At 69.7% G+C, this 20,605-nt stretch carries 4 protein-coding genes; all 4 read left to right on the top strand.

Annotated elements, in window-relative coordinates:
• Window positions 1-81: 81 nt before the first annotated feature.
• The 4 genes from AL072_RS19240 (at window position 82) to AL072_RS19225 (ending at window position 20,520) form a co-directional block, all read left to right on the top strand.
• The gene (locus tag AL072_RS19240) at window positions 82-1,482 is read left to right on the top strand and encodes a tetratricopeptide repeat protein (protein ID WP_045582732.1); all 1,401 of its coding nucleotides are present in this window, start codon (window positions 82-84) and stop codon (window positions 1,480-1,482) included.
• Entirely contained in the window at window positions 1,469-3,244 is a 1,776-nt protein-coding gene (locus AL072_RS19235; protein WP_045582733.1) for a tetratricopeptide repeat protein, read from the top strand. Before AL072_RS19240 ends, AL072_RS19235 begins: the two co-directional genes overlap by 14 nt.
• Window positions 3,244-5,118, top strand: a complete 1,875-nt coding sequence (locus tag AL072_RS19230) for an O-linked N-acetylglucosamine transferase, SPINDLY family protein (RefSeq protein ID WP_045582734.1) — start codon at window positions 3,244-3,246, stop codon at window positions 5,116-5,118. Before AL072_RS19235 ends, AL072_RS19230 begins: the two co-directional genes overlap by 1 nt.
• A gap of 690 nt (window positions 5,119-5,808) precedes the next feature.
• On the top strand, window positions 5,809-20,520 hold the full coding sequence (locus AL072_RS19225; RefSeq protein WP_045582735.1) for an Ig-like domain repeat protein: 14,712 nt from the start codon (window positions 5,809-5,811) through the stop codon (window positions 20,518-20,520).
• Window positions 20,521-20,605 lie beyond the last annotated feature (85 nt).

Here is a 20,605-nt window from a genome sequence, read left to right as displayed (position 1 = left end):
ACCGTTGTGGGCGAGGATGCCTTTCTTCAGCGATTCAATCAAGGGTTGCTTCATGTCGAGGGGGCGAGACTGCCGGAGGCGGTGGCGAGCTTCCGGGCCGCCGCCGCCATGCGTCCGGAGCATCCGGTGGTCTGGTTCCTGCTGGGGGTGACCCTGCGCACGATGGGCCGCGCGGAACAGGCCTTGGCGGCGCTGCATGCGGCGCTCCGGCTGCGGCCCGATCATCCCGACACGCTCTTCCATTTTGCCTCCGTCCAGTTGGAATTGTTGTGGCCGGACCGGGCCTTGCCGGCCTTGCGGCGCCTGGTTGCCCTGCGGCCAAGCCACGAGGGCGCAGCCTTTGCGCTGGGCGGCGCGCTGATGGCGCTCGACGCCCCTGAAGAGGCGGAGCGCGCCTTCCTGCTGACGGCGCTGCTGCAGCCGGATGGCGCGGCGGTGAACAACAATCTCGGGGCGGCGATCATGGCGCAGCGGCGGCCGGGAGTCGCACTCGGGCATTTCCGGCGCGCCATCCGGATCGACCCGTCCCGGCCCGAGCATCGCAAGAATCTCGGCATCGCCCAGCTCATGCGCGGCGAACTGGAGGAGGGCTTTCGCGAATATGAATGGCGCATGGGCCAAGCGGTCTGGCAATGGAACCGGTCCTACCCGGGCAAGCCGGTCTGGGACGGCGGTCCGCTCGCCGGCCGAACCATCCTCGTCCATTACGAACAAGGGCTGGGCGACAGCGTGCAATTCGTCCGTTACCTCCCGCTGCTCAAGGCCATGGGCGCGCGGACCGTCTTCGAGTGTCAGCCGGTGCTGAAGCGGTTGCTTGCCTCCGCCCCCGGCATCGACGCGCTGGTGGCGCGGGGGGAGACTCTGCCGGATTTCGATTGCTGCCTGTCCCTGATGAGCCTCCCCTACCGTTGCAGCACCGGGGCGGACAGGATCCCCCGGGACATTCCCTATCTGCGGACCGATCCGGAGCGGGCGGTCTTCTGGCGTGAACTGGTCTATGGGCAGGCACGGCCGGGCGACCTCCGCGTCGGCATCCAGTGGCGTGCCGACGGTGGCAACCGGTCGATCCCGCTGGAGTGTTTCGAGGCCCTGTCGCAGGTTCCCGGGGCGCGGCTCTTCAGCCTGCAGCAAGCGACCGGGCTGGACGAGTTGGAGCGGCTGGGCGAGCGGTTCGGGATCATCGACCTGCCGGGCCGGCGGGCCGGGGCGGAGGGGTTCCTCGACACCGCCGCGCTTGCGGAGTGCATGGATCTCGTGGTTGCGTGCGATTCCGTGGTCGGGCATGTTGCCGGGGCTCTGGGCAAGCCGGTGTTCCTGGCGCTGCCCTGGCTGGGCGACTGGCGCTGGATGAACCATCCCGACCGCACGCCCTGGTATCCGGCGCACCGGCTGTTCCGCATGGCGCGCCGCAACGACTGGCACGGGGTCATGGCGCGGGTGGCAGAAGCCGTTGCGGAAAAGGTTCATCGTGCCCGATCTTGACCATGCCATCGCGCTCTATCAGGCCGGCCGCCCGGCGGAGGCCGCCGTCGCGTGCCTTGCCCTTCTGGAGGCGGGATCGCGCGACGCCGACATCCTCAACCTGCTGGGAGCGGCGCTCATCCCGACCGGCAACGGCGACGCGGCAGTGAGAGCGCTGGAGGAGGCGGTGCGGATCGCCCCCACCCATGTTGCGGCTCGGAGCAATCTGGCCCACCTGCAGCAGCAGCGGCGCGACTGGGCGGCGGCGGAAAGGCATCTCGGCGTGCTCGCCTTGCTGGACCCGGCCTTCCGGCCCGTCCAGGACCGGCTCGGCGCCTTGCGGCAGGAGCAGGGCGATCTGGACGGGGCGGTCCATGCCCTGACGCGGGCGGTCCGGATCGACCCACGCTCCGGGCTGGCATGGTTCAACCTCGCCTCCGTGCGCATGCTGGCCGGCCTGTTTGCAGACGCCGTCGCCGGGTTTCGCCACGCCATCGCCGAGGATCCCGCCGGTGCCCTCGCCCATGTCCAGCTCGGCGAGATGCTGTTGCGGCTGGGGGAGGTCGAGGCGGCGTCCGAGGTCTTCCGGCGGGGGCTGAGGCTCGATCCGGCCGCTTCGAACGCGGGGTACGGGCTGGCCCGTTGCGGACGCTACCGCGCCATGATGGCCGTCACAGGCACGCCGGCCGGCGGAGTGGCGATCCGCGGACCCTTCGAGAGCGCCACGGGGTACGGCTATTTCTGTCAGCGCCTCATCCGGACGTTGCGCGAAAGGCAGCGGGTGCCGTTGGAGGCCATCGGGATCAACGGTACGGAATCCTGGCCGGGCGGCGCGCTCGACCGGCCTGTTCCGGCGCGGGCGGTGGTGAACTGCCTCATCCCGCTGGCGGTGGAGCGGGTGCCGGGCCGGGCCACCGTGACCTTTTCGATGTTCGAGGGAACCCGCATACCGCCGGCTTGGCGGCGGATGAGCGAGTTCAGCGATCTGATAATCGTGCCGACCGAATCCTCGCGCCTCGCCTGGGCGGAGCGGGGCTTTTCCGAGGACCGTCTGCGCATCTGTCCGCTCGGCGTCGATCCGGTGGAGCCGGGAGGCGTGCCGGTCCTGGCCGCTCCCGGCGGACGGCTGGTGTCGAGCTACCGGCATCGCTTCCTCAACGTCTCGGACTTCAACCCGCGCAAGAACATCGACGGGCTGCTGCGGGTCTGGTTGCGCGCCACCGCATCCACCGACGATGCCGTGCTGATCCTGAAGCTCGGCCGCACTCTCGGCCCGGCCTTGCGGGCGGATCTCGGCGCGCTGGTGCAAGGGGCGGAGCGGGCGGTGGGCCGGCGGCTGGCGGAGGCCGCGCCGGTGGTGCTGGTCGACCGGCTGCTCACCGACGAGGAGATGACGGGGCTCCACCGCGCCGCAACCCATTATTGGAGCCTGTCGCATGGCGAGGGGTGGGACCTGCCCATGACCAAGGCCGGGGCCTTGGGGCTTGGGTTGATCGCGCCCGCCCACTCCGCCTATCTCGCCTATCTCGACGAAGGGAACGCACGGCTGATCCCCTCGTCCGTCGGCCCCGCCCGCGTGCCGGAGCGGGAGGGGTTCCACCCGCCCTTCCATGGGCTGGACTGGTGGGTGCCGGACGAGGAGGCCGCCGCCGCCATCCTGGTGGGCATCATCCGGGGCGGCGATCGCCTGCCGTCCGCCCGCGACCGTCTGGCCGGGCGCTTCACCTGGGAGCGCTCGGCCGATCGGCTGCTGGCCATCCTCGACGAGGCGGGGCTGCGCTGATGGGAACGGAGGAGGCCTTCGCCGCCGCGCTGGCCGAGCATGAGGGCGGCCGGTTCGCGGCGGCGGAGGCCGGCTACCGCGCCGTGCTGGCGCGGGAGCCCGGCCATCCGCAGGCCAACAACAACCTGGCCGTCCTGCTGCGCCGGGCGCGGCGCTGGGAGGAGGCCGCATTCTGCCTCCGCACAGCCGTGGCGGGCTGGCCGGAAGACGCGGGCGTGCGGTGCAATCTCGCCTGCACGCTCGGCGACCAGGGGCACGTCGCCGAGGCGATGGCCGCCATCCGCGTCGCGCTCGCGCTCAACCCGGAGGCTCCCGGGTCCTGGTTCAATGCCGGAAATCTCCTAAAATCGGCGCAGAACCGTGAAAGCGCCAAGGCAGCCTACCGGCGGGCGATCCGCCTGAACCCGGACATGGGCGAGGCGCTGAGCAACCTCGGCGACACTCAACGGGAAGACGGTGCGCTGACGCAGGCGGTGGACAGCTATCTGGCGGCGATCCGGGCACGGCCGGATCTGCCGCAGCCCTTCGTCAATCTGGGGGAGGCGCTGAAGGACCAGGGGCGCATCACCGAGGCGATCGGGATTCTCCAGAAAGGGCTGGAGCATCACCCGGATATGGCGCTGATGCGTTCTAACCTGCTGTTCGCCCTCCATTACTCCGCCTGGGTTCCGCCCGAAGTCATCGCCCGCGCGCATACGCACTGGAACGAGCGTCACGCGCGGCCGCTTTACGATGGCGCGAAGCGCTTCGCCAATGACCGCGATCCAGACCGGCGGTTGCGGGTCGGCTATGTGTCTCCGGATTTCTGCCACCATGCCTGCGCCAGTTTCATCGAGCCGCTGCTGCGCGAGCATGATCGTGGTGCGGTGGAGGTCCTCTGCTACGCCACCGCGCGGCGGCGGGACGACATGACCTTGCGGATGGAGACCCTCGCCGCCGGCTGGCGCTCGCTGGCCGATCTCGACGACGCGGCGGCGGCGGCGCTGGTGGAGCAGGACCGCGTGGACGTCCTGGTCGATCTGGCGGGCCACACGGCGGGCGGGCGGCCCCTGCTGTTCGCGCGGCGGCCGGCGCCGGTGCAGGTCACATGGCTCGGCTATCCGGACACGACCGGCATGCCGGTGGTCGACTGCCGGCTGACCGACGCCATCGCCGACCCGCCGGGCGAAACCGACGGCTGGCACGCCGAGCGACTGGTCCGGCTGCCGCGCTGCTTTCTCGCCTTCCAGCCGCCGGCCGGCGCCGGACCGGTCGGGGAACCGCCGGCGCTCGCCAACGGCTTCGTCACCTTCGGCTCCTTCAACGGCCGGGCCAAGGTCACTCCTGAGGTGGTGCGGGTCTGGTCCGCCCTGCTGACGCGGGTGCCGTCGGCCCGGTTGCTGCTGAAGAGCGTGGGCTTCGAGGACGCCGGGGTGCGGAGCGCTATCCGTCACGACTTCGCCCGCCGGGGCGTGCGGCCCGAGCGGATCGAGCTTCTGACGCCGACGGAGTCCGTGGCCGATCATCTGCGGGCCTATGACCGGCTGGACGTGGCGCTCGACCCTTTTCCCTACAACGGCACGACCACGACATGCGAGGCCCTGTGGATGGGAGTTCCGGTCGTCACGCTCGCCGGCCGCCATCATGTGGCGCGGGTGGGCGCCAGTCTGCTCGCCGGTTGCGGACTGGAAGAGCTGATTTGCCGGGATGAGGCCGGCTATGTCGAAGCTGCGGCGGCGTTGGCCGCTGACCTCGCAAGGCTCTCCCGGCTGCGGCGCGGCATGCGGGCTCGGCTGGAGGGCTCGGCGCTCCTCGATCACCGTGGCTTCGCGTGGTCGGTGGAGGAGGCTTACCGGGCCATGTGGCACGGTTGGACGTCGCGCACTCGCCCTTGATCCCGATGGCGCTCGATGGTGCGCCATCGAAGGCCAGCTCCTCGATCACCGGCGCAAATCCTTGCCGAGACATGCACCGGAGCGGCCGGCTTTTCTTGATGTGGACAGTATAGAGCCACATTTCGGGGTTGTGTGCTGTGAGCCGGGTCGCTTCCTGTATTGCTCGCTTTCCCTCTAACCGGACGATGTAGATCGGCCCTGTTGGCCAGCTTGGTGCAGACGTTACTCCCTCCTTGCTCCCATGTCCGCGCCTGCCCGCTTGAAAAAAAATATAGACTATACAATTCTTCAATCAAGAGGTCGCAATCTGATGGGAAGTTTTATTGTGTTCCGATCCATTGAATCCATTCTTTAATATTTGTTAATATGCATTAATGAATCGTTAATATAGTTTATTGTCACAAATCGACCGACTTTAAGCCTGGACTCCTTTGGGCGCCGCCTCTTAGGGTTGCTACGGTCCGTCCTTTGGGAAAAATTAAACGACTCCGGACTACGCCAAAGGACGGATCTTTTCGCGCGATGCATGTCTTGAAGTCGTGATCGTCAAGCTTCCTGCCGGGAAGCTTTCAAGTGGGGACTGTTATGCCTGCCGGTTCTACTCTGACCCTGAGCGCTGGTTCGGACTATATTTTCTCCAAAACGGAGTCCTGGTCCGGGATCAAGGGGTTCGGCACGCGTGGCGCGGTGTTGAATTCCCTGGGATACACCATTGCGGTCACCAACCTCGATCACATCACCGGTGGCAAAAACTCTCCCGGCAGCGTCATCAAGGACGTCATCATACTGGCGGGCGCGGGCGGCAACACCATCACCGTCTCGGGTTTGGAGACGCTGATCGGCAGTGGCGGCAACGACCGTGTCACCGGCACATCGACCGGCACGACCATGGCGGTGGAGTCGATCGAGACCTTCATCGGCGCCAGCAGCGGCACCAACCTGATCGTCCTGACGAGCAACGCCGGCAACACGATGTCGGTGGCCTATCTGAAATCGCTCGTCGGCAGCGCCGGCAAGGACGTCATCAATTTCGGCGCCGGCGGCCAGGTGGGAACCACCACCGTCGTGACGGCGGTCGAGACGCTGATCGGCACGTCAGGCGTGGATGCCATAGCGACCGTCTCTGGCGGCAACAACACCGTCTACGTCAAAGGCATCGAGGTCTTTCTCGGCAACGGCTCCAAGGCCGGGGATACCGTCCTGCTCGGCTCCACGGGCAGCACCATCGGCGCCAGCTTCATCGAGACGCTGATCGGCAGCAGCGCCACCGATGTCTTCACGATGGGCTATAAGACCGGCTCGATCGACTTGAGGTCGGGCGGCGGTACTGTCTCCGTGTCGATGATCGACACCATCGTCGGTGGAACCAGTTCCCGCAACACCGCCATCCTGATGGATGTCGGCACCACCGTCACGGTCGCGAGCCTCAACACGCTGATCGGCAGTGGCGGCAAGGACGTCGTCACCATGACGTTCCGGGATGGAACGCCGATCGTTGGCGATGGCCCCATCGCCTGGAACACCGTCGGCAACACCATGCAGGTGGAGGCGCTCGAGACGGTGATCGGCACCGCCGGCGAAGACGCGCTGATGGTGCTCGGGAATACAGGCGCCACGATGAGCGTCAGGGCGATCGAGACGATCATCGGGAAAACAGGCTCTGAAACGGTGCTGCTGGGCGCCGGCGGCAACACGGTCAAGGTCGCAGCGCTGGAAACGCTGGTCGGCAGCGCCGGTGTCGACGTCGTGACCGCGACCGGCGTTGCCGCCGTGAACGGCATGACCATGTCGGTGTCGGCGGTCGAAACGCTGATCGGCGGCTCCGGCAACGACGTGGTGTGGTTCGAGGAAGCCTCGGGCACCGTCTATGTGTCCGGGATCGATACCGTCTTCGTGGGCGGTCAAGCCATCGAGATCGGCAACACCGAGCGGGTTCTGGTGTTCCCGGTCGCGGTGACCGCGCCATCGGCCCCCACTCTCAGCCCCGGTTCGGACAGCGGCACGCCGGGCGATTTCAAGACGAACACGACGCTGCCGACCCTGACCGGGACGGCAGCGGCGGGCAGCGTCGTCAATCTCTATGGCAACGGCACCGCGCTGGGCAGCGGAACCGCCGACGGATCCGGCCAGTGGACGATCACGGCGACCACGGCGCTCGCCGACGGCACCTGGACGATGACGGCGAAAACCGTCTCCTCCGGCATGGAGAGCGAGGCGTCGGGCGGGCTGCTGCTGACCATCGACGCGACGGCGCCGACCGCGCCGACCCTGTCCTACACGCCGGGGTCGGACAGCGGCCGCTCGTCCTCTGACGGCATCACCAACATCACGGCGCCGACCGTGACGGGCACGGCGGAGGCCGGAAGCACGGTCACCCTCTATCTCGACGGTGCGAGCGTCGGAACGACGACCGCCAACGGCGTCGGCGCCTGGTCGATCTCCACGTCGGCGGTTTCCGAGGGCGGCCACACCCTGACCGCCCGCGCGGTGGACACCGCCGGCAACACGAGCGCGGCCTCTGCCGGCCTCACGCTCACGGTGGACACCGCGGTGGCGGCCCCCACCGGTGTGGCGCTGGCGACGGCGAGCGATACCGGGACGCTCGGCGACAACCTGACCAACGTCAACACCCCGGTCATCGTCGGCACGGCGGAGGCGAACTCCGTCGTAAGCCTGTACAAGGACTCCAGCAATCTTCTCGGCAGCGCGACCGCCGACGGGAGCGGCGTCTGGCAGCTGACGCTGGGCGCGCTGGGCGAAGGCGCACACACCCTCACCGCGCGCGCGGTCGATCTGGCGGGCAACAGCAGCACCGCCTCGAGCCCGTTCACCATCACCATCGACACCACGCCGCCGGTCGCCCCCTCCGCCCCGTCGCTGACGGCGGCGTCGGACAGCGGCAGTTCCTCCTCCGACCGGCTGACGAACGTCAAGACGCCGACCTTCACCGGCACGGCCGAGGCGAACAGCGTCATCGATCTTCTGGTTTCCGGCAGCGTGGTGGGAACGGGCACCGCCGACGGTACCGGCGCCTGGACCGTGACGGCCGGCACCGTCTTCGCGGATGGCGACTGGTCCTTCGCCACCCGCTCGCGCGATGCGGCAGGCAACACGCGGGACGGCGTGGGGACTCTGAACGTCACCATCGACAGCACGGCGGACGCGCCGGGCGGCCTGAGGCTGACCGCCGCCACCGACAGCGGCCGCAGCACGTCGGACGGCCTCACCAATCTCACCGCGCCCACCGTCACCGGCACCGCGGCGGCCGGCAGCAGCGTGACGCTCTACGACGGCGCCCTGGCGCTCGGCACGGTGACGGCCAACGGCCAGGGCAATTGGGAAATCGCGACCAGCGGCCTTGCCGCCGGTGCGCACACGCTGACGGCCCAGGCCGTCGACGCCGCAGGCAACACCAGCCTGTCCTCCGCAGCCTTCACGGTCACGGTAGACACGAGCGCCGCCGCTCCAACCGGCTTGGCTCTGGCGCTTGCGTCGGATACCGGCGTCACCGGCGACGCGAGGACGAACCTCGCGACGCCCTCGGTCACGGGCTCGGCCGAGGCCTCCAGCATCATCCTTCTCTATGAAGGCTCGACCCTGCTTGGCCAGGCCACGGCGGGGGCCGACGGCAACTGGACGGTCGCGTCCTCCGCGCTGACCGGCGACATCCATACCCTGACCGCCCGCGCCGTCGATCTGGCCGGCAACACCTCCGTCGCGAGCGGCGGCGTCACCGTCACCGTCGACCTGACGGCACCGAACGCGCCGGGTGCGCTCGCGCTGAATTCGGACAGCGGCACGCCGGGCGACAACCGGACCCAGGTGACGGCCCCGGTGATCGCGGGCACGGCCGAGGCCGGCAGCACCGTGCGGCTGTATGAGGGCGGCACCCTGCTCGGAACGGGCACGGCAGACCTTTCCGGCGCCTGGACGGTCATCTCCTCCAGCCTGGGGGAGGGGGCGCACACGCTGACCACGCGGGCGGTGGACACCGCCGGCAACACCGGCGCCGCCTCCGCCGCCTTCACCATCACGATCGACCAGACCTCCGCCACCCCTGGCGGTTTGGCGCTGAGCGGCGCCACGAACAGCGGCAGCCTGAGCGACGCCCTGACCAACGCGTCCGCCCCGACGATCACCGGCACGGCCGAGGCCGGCGCCACGATCACGCTGTATGGCGGCGGTTCGACCGCCAGCGCGACGGCCGACGGCTCCGGCAACTGGTCTGCCACGATCGCCGGCCTTACCGAGGGCGCCCACACCCTGACCGCCGATGCCGTGGACGTGGCCGGCAACACCAGCCAATTGTCCGCCGGCCTGGTCATCAGCATCGACCGCACCGGACCGGGATTGTCGGCGCCGACGGCGGATACGGCCGGGCCTTCGGGCCAGTTCACCCCGATCCTTTCGGGTACCGCCGAGGCCAACAGCGTCGTGACGCTGTATGACGGCTCCTCCCTCGGGGCGGCGGTGCTCGGGATCGCGACCGTCGGCGGTGACGGCCTGTGGACGATCACCACGCCGGAACTCGGCGGCGGAACCTATACGATGACCGCGCGCGCGCTGGACGCGGCCGGTAACGAAACCATCACATCCACATCGCTGTCCGTGACCGGCCGTATCGGTACGCCTGGCGGCCTGCAACTCGTCTCCGATTCCGGCGTGGCCAACGACCGGATCACCAACGTGGTGTCGCCGACCCTGACGGGAACCGCGCTCGCGGGCGCGACGGTCTCCCTCTACAGCGGCCTGACGCTGATGGGCACCGGCACGGCCGATGCCGGTACCGGTCTCTGGACCATCGCGTCGACCGGCACGCTGACGACCGACGGCACCCACACGCTCCAGGCCAGGATCGACGCCTATGGGACGGTCCTCACCTCCTCGGGGCTGACGGTCACCATCGACACGACGGCACCCGGTCAGCCGGGGGCGCTGGCGCTGCAAGCCGGATCGGACAGCGGTTCGGTCGGCAATGACCGCATCACCAATCTCGAGGCGGTCACCATCACCGGTACCGCCGAGGCGCGAAGCGTCGTCACGCTGTATCGCGACAACGGGGGCACGGCGCTCGGCACCGTGACCGTCTCCGACGGCGGGATATGGTCGCTCAGCACCGGTTCGCTGGCGGCCGGCGACCATACCCTCACCGCTCAGGCGGTCGACATCGCCGGCAACACCAGCGCCGCGTCCAGCGGCCTGACCGTCACCATCGACCGTACGGCCTCTGCCCCGACCGGCCTCGCCCTGGCGACCGGATCCGACACCGGCCTGACCGGCGACGCGATCACCAGCACCCTGGCTCCGACCATCACGGGGACGGCGGAGGCCGGCGGTGTCGTCTCGCTGTACAACGGTTCCAACATCGTCGGTTCGGCCACCGTGGCCGGCGACGGCACCTGGTCGGTGACCAGCTCCGCGCTCGGCAGCGGCACGCACAGCCTGACCGCGCGCCTCGTCGACATCGTCGGCAACACCAGCGACCCCTCCGCGGCCTTCGCGGTCACCATCGACGCCGCCGCGCCCGACGCTCCGGGCGGGCTTTCGATCGACCCGGCCGACGACAGCGGCGCCCGCGACAACGTCACCAACATCGGCACGCAGACCGTCACCGGAACGGCGGAAGCCGGCGCCACCGTCATCCTGTATGACGGCGCCACCGCGCTCGGCACGCAGGTGGCGACGGGCGGAGTCTGGACGATCGGGACAGGCACGCTCGGCGCAGGCGAGCACACGCTGACGGCGCGGGCCATCGACGCGGCCGGCAACACCGGGGCCGCCTCGGCGGCGCTGACCGTCACCATCGACCTGTCCACCCCGGCTCCGAGCGGCCTGGCACTGACCGCGGCGTCGGATACCGGCTACAGCAGCACGGACCGCATCACCAATTCCACGACCCTGTCGCTGACCGGCTCGGCCGAGGCGAACAGCACCGTCACCCTCTATGACGGCATGTCCGGCAGCCTGACGCCGCTGGCGACCCTGGTCGCTGATGGCGGCGGCGCCTGGTCCTACACCGGAACAGCCTTTGCCGAGGGCACGCACACCCTCACCGCCACCGCAGTCGATCCCAGTGGCAACACCTCCAGCGGTGCCGGCACCCTGGTGGTGACGGTCGACCTGACCGTCGACGCGCCCGGCGCGCCGGTCCTGGCCCTTGCGTCGGACACCGGAGTGACGGGCGACGGGCTGACCCGCCTGCTCGCGCCCACCTTCACCGGCACGGTGGAGGCCGGCGCCGTGGTGTCCCTCTACGACGGCGCCAATTTCGTCGGAATGGGCACGGCCAACGGCTCGGGCGTCTACTCCATCGAGACGCCGTTGAGCAACGGCGCACACACGGTGACGGCGCGCGTCGTCGACGCCGCCGGCAACGCCACGGCAGCCGCCTCGGCCCCGCTCATCATCACCATCGACGCCATTGCACCCGACGCGCCCTCCGCGCCGTTGCTGGATTCGGCATCCGACAGCAGCACGCAGGGCGATTTCATCACCTCCGACGCCACCCCGACCGTGACCGGCACGGCCGAGGCGCTCAGCATCGTCCATCTCTACAGCGGCGGCGCCAGCGTCGGCATGGCCACCGCCGACGGGACCGGCGCCTGGACGATCACCGCCGGCAGCCTGTCCGACGGGGCGAACACGCTGACCGTCCGGGCCGTGGATGCCGCGGGCAACACCAGCAGTGCATCGGGCCAGTTGCTGCTGACCATCGACACCACGCCGCCGACCCCCGGCGGTCTGGCATTGACGGCGGCGACGGACAGCGGCCGCGTCGGCAACGACGCCGTCACGTCGGTGACGGCACCGGTCATCACCGGCACAGCCCAGGCCGGCAGCATCATCACGCTCTATTACCCTGACGGAACCACCGTGCTGGGCGGTGCGACGGCGGACAGCCTCGGCCAATGGTCGGTCGCCAGCCCGACGCTGGGCGAGGGCCTGTACACGCTGTCGGCCCATGCGGTGGATCCGGCCGGCAACACGGCGCTCGTGTCGGCGGCCCTCATTGTCAACATCGACCTCACCGTGCTGCCGTCGTCGGCGCCGAGCCTGACCGCCGGCTCCGACACCGGCCTGACCGGCGATCTGCTGACCAGGGACACCACGCCCACGGTGAGCGGAAGCGCCGAGGCGCTCAGCGTCATCACGCTCTACGACGGTGCCACCCTCGTCGGCACCGGAACCGCCGACGGTTCGGGGAACTGGACGGTGACCACGGGGACGCTGATCAATGGCGACCACACGCTGGTTGCCCGCGTCACCGACCTGGCGGGCAACAACACCGCCGCGGCGTCCGGCCCGTTGATCGTCACCATCGACACCGAAAACGTCACGATGTCGAACCTGGCCCTCGCGGCCGGGGACGACACCGGCGAGTCCGCCAGCGACGGGCTGACCAAGCTCGCCACGCCGACGATCGTCGGCACGGCGGAGAGCTTCAGCGTCGTCACCCTGTATGAAGGCAACGTCAGCGTCGGCTCGGCGACGGCCGACGCGAACGGCGCCTTCTCGCTCACCACGAACGCCTTGTCCGAGGGCAGCCACTCCCTGACGGCGCTCAGCGTCGACCGGGCCGGCAACACGTCCACGGTGTCGAGCAACCTCGTCCTGTCGGTCGATCTGTCCACCCCGCAGCCCAGCCTGCTCATGGCCGTTGCGTCCGACAGCGGCGTCTCGAACAGCGATCGCATCACCAACATCTCCATCCTGCCGCTGAGCGGCACGGCCGAGGCGAACAGCACGATCGTCCTGTATGACGGCCCGACCGCGTTCGGCACCGTCCAGGCCGACAGCCTGGGCAACTGGTCGCTGCTGTCCCCCTCGCTGTCGGCGGGCAGCCACAGCCTGACCGCCCAGGCGACCGACCTCGCCGGGAACAGCTCGACCTCCACGGCTCTCGTCGTCACGATCGACACCGCCGCGGCCATGCCCTCGCTGGATCTGTCGGCCGCGAGCGACACCGGGGTCACCGGCGACCGCCTGACGAACGATTCCACGCCCGACATCACGGGCACGACGGAGGCCGGCGGGTTCGTCTCGCTCTATGAAGGCAGCACGCTGCGCGGGACGACGACCGCCGACGGCACGGGCCTCTGGACCATCACCAGCGGCCAGATGGGCAACGGCACGCACACGCTGACCGCACGCGGCATGGACGCGGCCGGCAACACCAGCGACCTGTCCTCGGCCGTGGTGATCACCATCGACACGGTCGTGCCGAATGCGCCGACCGGCGTGACGCTGGCGCCCAGTTCCGACAGCGGTGCGTCGAACACGGACCGCCTCACCAACATCGCCACTCCGACCCTGTCCGGCTCGGCCGAGGCCAACAGCACGGTCACGCTCTACAGCGGCGCCACGGCGGTCGGCACGGCGACCGCGGGCGGCAACGGGGGCTGGACCGTCACCACCGCGTCGCTGGCCGACGGCGTGAACACGCTGACGGTAACGGCGGCCGATGCCGCCGGCAACACCAGCGCCGCAAGTTCGCCGCTGACCGTCACCATCGACACCACCGCGGCCGCGCCCGGCACGCCGGTCCTCGATGCCGCCTACGACAGCGGAAGCTCCAGCGCGGACGGCGTCACCAATATCGTCAACCCGACGATCAGCGGCACCGGCGAGGCGGGCAGCGTCGTCACCCTGTACGACGGTGGCGTGAGCTACGGCTCGGCCACGGTGAACGGACTGGGCGTCTGGTCGATCGCCACCGGGACTCTCGTCCCGGGCACGCGGACCCTCACCGCCAGCGCGGTCGACCGCGCCGGCAACAGTTCGGTGGCCTCCGCCGGGCTGGTCATCACGATCGACACCTCGGCGGCCGCACCCGGCACTCCGACGCTCGCCGTCGACAGCGGGATCTCCAACACCGACCGGCTGATCAACACCGGTTCGCCGACCCTCACCGGCACCGCCGAGGCGAACGGCCTCGTCCGGCTCTATGACGGCTCCAGCCTCATCGGATCCGGGACGGCCGACGGGTCGGGCGCCTGGACCATCGCCGCCAGTGGGCTGGGCGCGGGTGCGCACACGCTGTCGGCCCGAATGGTCGATGCCGCCGGCAACACCAGCGACCCGTCCACGACACTGACGATCACGGTGGACACCACGGCGCCCGGCGCGCCGGGAACCCCGGTGCTCAGCGTCGGCTCGAACAGTGGATCGACGGCGGACCTCGTCACCTCGGCCTTCACGCCGACCATCACCGGCTCGGCCGAGGCGAACAGCATCGTCATGCTGTATGACGGCCTGACGGCTCTCGGCACCGTGACGGCCAACGGCAGCGGCGCCTGGTCGATCGCCACGCCGTCGCTGGCCGACGGCCTGCACACGCTGTCCGCGGTCGCGCTCGATCCGGCCGGCAACACCAGCGCCGCCTCCGCGGCGCTGACGGTCACGATCGACACCACGGCGGCGGCCCCGACGGCTCTTGCCCTGGCCGCCGCCTCCGACACCGGTCTCGCGGGCGACAACCTGACCTCCGCCACCACCCCGACCATCACCGGCCGGGCGGAGGCGGGGAGCGTCGTCACCCTGCTGGAAGGATCGACGCCGCTTGGCACCGCCACCGCCGACAGCAAGGGCGCCTGGTCGATCACCACCACCGCTCTGGCAGGTGGCACCGGAACGGCGCATTCGCTGTTCGCCACCATCGTCGACGTGGCGGGAAACACCAGCACCGCGTCCGTTGCACTGAACTTCACCATCGATACCGTACCGGATGCGGTTTCGATCGAGCTTGCCCAGCTTTCGGACACCGGATCGTCCAACAGCGACCGGATCACCTCCGACACCATGCCGACGCTCAGCGGCATCGTGGGGACGGACAATGCCGGCACGCTCGGCCCGGGCCGGACCGTCATCATCACGAGCGCGTTCGACGGGGGAAGCGCCCAAGCCATCGGAACGGTGGTCGCGAACGCCACCACCGGCGCCTGGAGCTTCACGCCGTCGGGTTCCCTCGCCGCCGGTGTCTATAATTTCGGGGTTTCCTCCTTCGACAACGCCGGCAACCCCGGCGTCAACGGCGTCACGGTCACCATCGATCTCACTGCCGACAAGCCCGGCGGGCTCGCTCTCGCCACCGGATCGGACAGCGGCCGGGACACGACCGACAACAAGACGAACGTCACGACCCCGACCATCGCCGGCACCGCCGAAGCGGGCAGCATCGTCACGCTCTATGACAATGGCGCCTCGGTCGGGACGGTCACGGCAAGCGGGCTCGGCACCTGGTCCTTCACCACGCCGACGCGGGCCGACGGCACCCACACCTTCACGGCCAGGGCCGTGGACGTCACCAACAACACCAGCGATCTCTCCGATGAACTGATCGTCACCATCAGCACGCAGGCCGCCGCGCCGGGCGGGCTGGACCTGACGACGGATTCCGGCAGCAGTGCGACCGACGACCGGACCAACGTCGCATCGCCGACGATCCGCGGCACGGCCGAAGCCTCCAACATCGTCATGCTGTATGACGGCGGGGCGATGGTCGGCATGTCGACGGCGGGTGTCGACGGCAACTGGACGGTCCAGGCCATCGGCCTCGGAGACGGCACGCACACCCTGACGGCGACGACCGTCGATCAGTTCGGCACCACCAGCGTCGCCTCGGCCGCCCTGCTCGTCACCATCGACACCGCCGCGCCCCAGCCTTCGTCGCTCGTCCTGACGGCAGGCTCGAACAGCGGCTCGACCGCCGACCTGGTGACCAACAGCGCGACGCCGGTGCTGAGCGGGACGGCGGAGCCGGGCAGCGTGGTGACGCTGTACGACGGTGCGACCCTCCTGAACACGACGACCTCGGACGGCGCCGGCGCCTGGACGATGAGTTCGACGTCGCTCAGCGCTGGCACGCACAGCCTGACCGTCATTTCCCAGGATGTGGCAGGCAACACCGGCGCGGCCTCGGCCCCGCTCGTCATCACCATCGATCTTGCCTCGACCACGCCCTCCGGGCTGGGCTTGGGCACCGGATCCGACAGCGGCGCGGCGACGAACGACCGAATCACGAACGTCGCCACGCCCACCGTTCTGGGCATGGCGGAGGCGAACAGCGTCGTCACGCTGCACGACGACGTCAGCGGCCAGGATGTCGGCACGGCCACGGCCGACGGATCCGGCATCTGGTCCATCGCCGTCGCCTCGACACTCGCCGACGGCACGCATTCGCTGACGGCGACCGCCGTCGATGTCGCGGGCAACACCAGCGCCGCCGGTGTGATCGTCGTCACGATCGATACGACGGCGGCCGTTCCGACCACGCCGGTGCTGACGGCGGGTTCCGACCTCGGAAGCTCGAACAGCGACCGGCTGACCGCCGACAGCACGCCGACGGTGAGCGGAAGCGCCGAGGCCAACAGCATCATCACATTGTATGATGGCGGCGTCTTCGTCGGGCTTGGAACCGCCGGCAGTGACGGCCAATGGTCGGTTACGGCCGGCGCGCTGACGGAGGGCGAGCACACGCTCACCGTGAGGGCGACGGACGTGGCCGGGAACACCAGCGACGCCTCGGGCGGGCTGGTCGTGACCATCGACGTGACCACGGCCGTCCGCTCGATCATGCAGGCGAGCGGAAGCGCCGAGGCCAACAGCGTCGTTACCCTCTACGAGGGTGTGAATCTCGCCGGCGAGGGCATCACCCTCTTCGGAACGGTTACGGCCGATGGCAACGGCCACTGGACCCTGACGGCAAGCGACCTGGGCGTGGCCGACCGCACGTTGACGGCGGTGGCGCCCGGTGCCAACAGCGGCACCGCCAGCCCGTCCGCTTCGCCGCTTGTCACCATCGACCTCGTCACGCCCGTCCGCTCGATGCTGCTGACCCAGGCATCCGATACCGGCGCCGAGCGCAACGACCTGCTCACCACCGACACCACGCCGACGCTGATCGGCATGGTCGAGGCGGACAGCGTGGTGACGCTGTACGACGGCAACAGCGTGGTGGGCACGACGACGGCCGACGGCTCCGGCGCCTGGACGATCACGTCGGCGACGCTGGGTTCCGGCCTGCGTCAGCTCTCGGTCACAGCGGTCGACAAGGCGGGGAACACGGCGACCTCCGCCTCGGGGCTGGCGGTGACGATCGACACCACCGCACCGTCGGCGCCCGGCCTTCCGGTCCTGAGTTCCGACAGCAACAGCGGCTATCTCAACAACCTCGTGACGAATGTCCGGCAACCGGTGCTGACCGGCAACGCCGAGGCGAACGCGCATATCCTGCTGTTCGCCAACGGCACGCTGGTTGGAGAGACCGATGCGGATGCGTCCGGGAACTGGTCCGGAAGCACCTCGACGCTGACTGTCGGCTCCCAGGCCATGACCGTCATGGCGGTGGACGCGGCGGGCAACACCTCGTCCGCGAGCAGCGCGCTGACGCTGACCATCACACCGGAAAGCACCGCTCCGACAAGTATGGACCTGGCTCCGGCGTCCGACAGCGGCGTCTCCGCGGACCGGCTGACCAACGACCGGACCCCGACCATCATTGGATCGGCGGTGGCGAACAGCGTGGTGACGCTGTACGACTACATCACCGTCGTCGGGACCGGCACAGCGGACGGCAGCGGCCTCTGGTCGATCACCGCCGGAAGCCTGACCGGGTCGAGCTACACCTTCACCGCAACGGCGCTTGATCCCGACGGGGTCGAATCGCCGCTGTCGGCACCCTTCGTCTTCAGCATCGACACCACGGCGCCTACGGCACCGACCGGCCTCGACCTGGCCGACGACAGCGACACCCTGACGAACGACGCCACGCCGCCGATCACCGGCACCGCGGAGGCCGGCAGCACGGTGCTGCTGTATGACGGCAGCACCCTTGTCGGCTCGGCCACGGCCGGCGGCGGGGGCGTGTGGACGGTAAGCCCGTCCTCGGCACTGTCCGACGCGGCGCACAGCCTTACCGTCAGGGCGGTCGACGCGGCCGGCAACACATCGGCGGCATCCAGCGTGCTGGTCGTGACCGTCGACACCGTCGCGGCGGCTCCCGGTGCCCTCGACCTGACGACCGACAGCGGCGCCAGCAGCACCGACAACCTGACCAACGTCGCCACCCCGACCATCGTCGGCACGGCGGAGGCCGGGAACAGGGTCGTGCTGTACGATGGCGACACCGCCTTGGGGACGGCTGTCGCCGGCGGCGGCGGGCTCTGGACGGTCGCGGCGGCGTCCTTGTCCGACGCGATGCGCACGCTCACCGCCAAGGCTTTCGATGATGCGGGAAACACCTCGGCGGCCTCCGGCGGGCTGATCGTCACCATAGACACGGCGGCGGCGGCTCCGACCGGCCTTCACCTGGCCGATGACCCCGACACGCTGACCAACGACCCCACGCCGGCGATTGCCGGCACCGCGGAGGCGGGCAGCACCATCGTCCTGTACGAGGGCGCCCTCGCTCTCGGTACGGTCACGGCCGACTCGTCGACCGGCGCCTGGAGCCTCTCGCCGGCCTCGCTGGGCGAGGGGGCGCATACGCTGACCGCGACGGCCGTCGATCTCGCCGGCAACAGCTCTTCCGCATCCAGCGCGCTCATCGTGACCGTCGATACGGTGGCGCCTACGCTCCTGGCGGCGCTCTCCGTCAACAGCGCCGTGCTGACCCTGACCTTCGCCGAGGCGGTGAGCCTCGCGGCCGCCCCCCATCAGACCACGGGCATGAGCGTCCTGGTCGACGGCACAGCCCGAGCCATCCTCGCCGCCGCCGGCACGGGCAGCAACACGGTGACGCTGACGCTCGAATCCGCCGTGTCGCACGGACAGACCGTGACCTTCAGCTACGATCCCGCGCTGACCGGCAGCGCCCTGTCCGACGAGGCGGGCAACGAAATGGCCAGCCTCGTCGGGCAGGCGATCGTCAATGCCACCCCGTCGCCCCCGCCGCCGCCGCCCCCGCCGCCCCCGGCACCGACGACGGTGGTTGACGGCGTGCCGCTGACGACGACGACCGGCACCGACACCATGGGCCGAACCACGGAATCCGTGGTGATCGCATCGGTCACGGAGAACCGGACCGAGACGGACACCAAGACCAGCCTGGCGGATGTGCCGCTGGCTGGAACCGCGGCCGATCCGGTGCTGCAGGCCAGCCTGCCCGTCGGCGTGGGCATGACCTCCACCGGCGTGACCTCCGGCATGACGCTGGGCGAGTTGAGCGCCGCCTTCTCCAGCCAGCTCGGCACGCTGGGCATCGACGCGCCGTCGAGTTCGACCGTGCCCAACGCCGGCCTCACCCAGTTGCTGCCGTCCACCACCACGGTGACGCTGCGCAGCGTCACGCCCACGGTGGCTTCGGGTGTGTCGCCGACCGCGCCGATCACCATCACCGGCACGGCCCCGGCTGGCCAGGCCTCGGCCGTGCTGTTGGACGCGCGCAGTCTTCCGGCGGGCATGGTGGTGAACCTTCAGAACGTGGACTATGCCGTCATCACCGGCGCGGTCACGGTGGGCGGCGGCGCCGGCTCCAACGTGGCGATCGGCGACAGCGCCAACCAGACCATCATCCTGGGCGTCGACGACGACACGCTGCGCGGCGGAGGTGGAGACGATACGATCGGCAGCCGGGAAGGCCGCGACCTGCTGTACGGCGACGCCGGCAACGACCTCGTGTTCGGCGGGCTGGGGTATGACCGGCTCCAGGGTGGCACGGGCAACGACACGCTGCGTGGCGATGAGGGCGTCGACGCCGTCCGCATCGAGGCCAACTTCGCCGACGTGGTCCTTGCCCGCGGGGCCTATGCCGAGCTGACCATGACCAGCGGCGTACTCGGTATCGACAGCCTGCAGGGGGTGGAGCTGCTGCGCTTCGACGACCGGGTGGAACTGGTCGACGCGCCGGATGCCCCGATCACGAAATTCGGCATGGGGTTGTTCAGCGAAGTCTCCTACCTCGCCGCCAACCCCGACGTGGCGCAGGCCGTCGCCCGGGGAGATTTCGCCAGCGGCCTGCAACACTACCAGACCCACGGCTTCGCCGAGCCGCGGCTGGGGGTCGTGTCCCTGGACGAGCGGTTTTATCTCGCCCAGAACCCGGACGTGGCCGCAGCGGTGGCGCGTGGCGAGTTGGCCAGCGGGCTGCAGCACTACATGGCCTTCGGCGCCAAGGAGGGCCGCGACCCGAACGCGCTGTTCGACGAGGCCTGGTATCTCGAGCGCAACCCCGACGTCGCGGCGGCCTTGCAGGCCGGTGTCTTCGACAACGGCTACGAGCACTACGAGATCTACGGCTGGAAGGAGGGCCGCACGCCGTCCGCCTGGATGGACACCTCCGCTTATCTGAGGGACAACCCGGACGTTGCGATCGCCGGAATCGATCCGCTGTCGCACTTCCTGGATTTCGGCTACCGCGAAGGCCGCACCATCAGGGCGGTCGACACCGGCCTCTGGTTGAGCTGACGCCGGCCAGGACAGGAAAGGGGAAGGGGCCGGCCCGGCGACGGGCCGGCTTCCGGCCACCGTACCGGCCAAATCCGTCCAGCAA

It is taken from the genome of Azospirillum thiophilum (genome assembly GCF_001305595.1).
In the GTDB taxonomy this organism is placed as follows: domain Bacteria; phylum Pseudomonadota; class Alphaproteobacteria; order Azospirillales; family Azospirillaceae; genus Azospirillum; species Azospirillum thiophilum.
This window is presented reverse-complemented; position numbering and strand designations above follow the sequence as displayed.